The following is a 569-nucleotide window of genomic DNA, read 5'->3' on the forward strand; positions in this document are numbered from 1 at the left end:
CTATTTCCGGCCCTCGAAAATCTGGGAGATTGTGCGCGAGATGCTGATGAGCTGGGACATGATGAAGCGGCGCCTGCGCGAAGGCGTCGAGTTCTTCCGGTTCCTGCGCGCTCACGAAGCCTGATTCGTATGCGCCCCTCCCGCTGCGTTGCGTGGATGGCCCCGACATGAAGCGCCTCGTCTGGCTCGCGCGCCCGCTTGCCGCGTTGCTGGCGGGCGGCCTTGTTGCCCTTATCGCGCTTGACGGCCCCGTGGGTGCGGCGCATGTGGTGCGCCTCGCGCTGGTTGCGTTCTGCGCCATGGGCGCCGTGTTCGGCATTGCGTACACGGTGCTGGCCGGCGCATTGATTGGACGGTTCTTCGCGCGCCTGCCCTCGGAGCCCAGCAGTCATCCTCCGGTCACCGTCGTCAAGCCGCTGCACGGCGCCGAATGGACCCTGCTCAGCAATCTGTCGAGTTTCTGCCAGCAGGACTATCCGGGGCCATTGCAGTTTCTGTTCGGCGTGCACGATTCGGCGGATCCCGCGCTGCAAACGGTTGAGCAGCTACGTCTGCTGCATCCGGACGCG

1 pseudogene is annotated in these 569 nt (G+C 65.4%); it reads left to right on the top strand.

From position 1 onward, the window contains the following. Window positions 1-299: 299 nt before the first annotated feature. Window positions 300-569 (top strand): annotated as a pseudogene (locus FQ755_RS05100) (glucosyltransferase); the annotation flags it as partial.

Origin of the sequence: Paraburkholderia sp. BCC1885, assembly GCF_900996235.1 — a bacterium.
GTDB lineage: Bacteria > Pseudomonadota > Gammaproteobacteria > Burkholderiales > Burkholderiaceae > Paraburkholderia.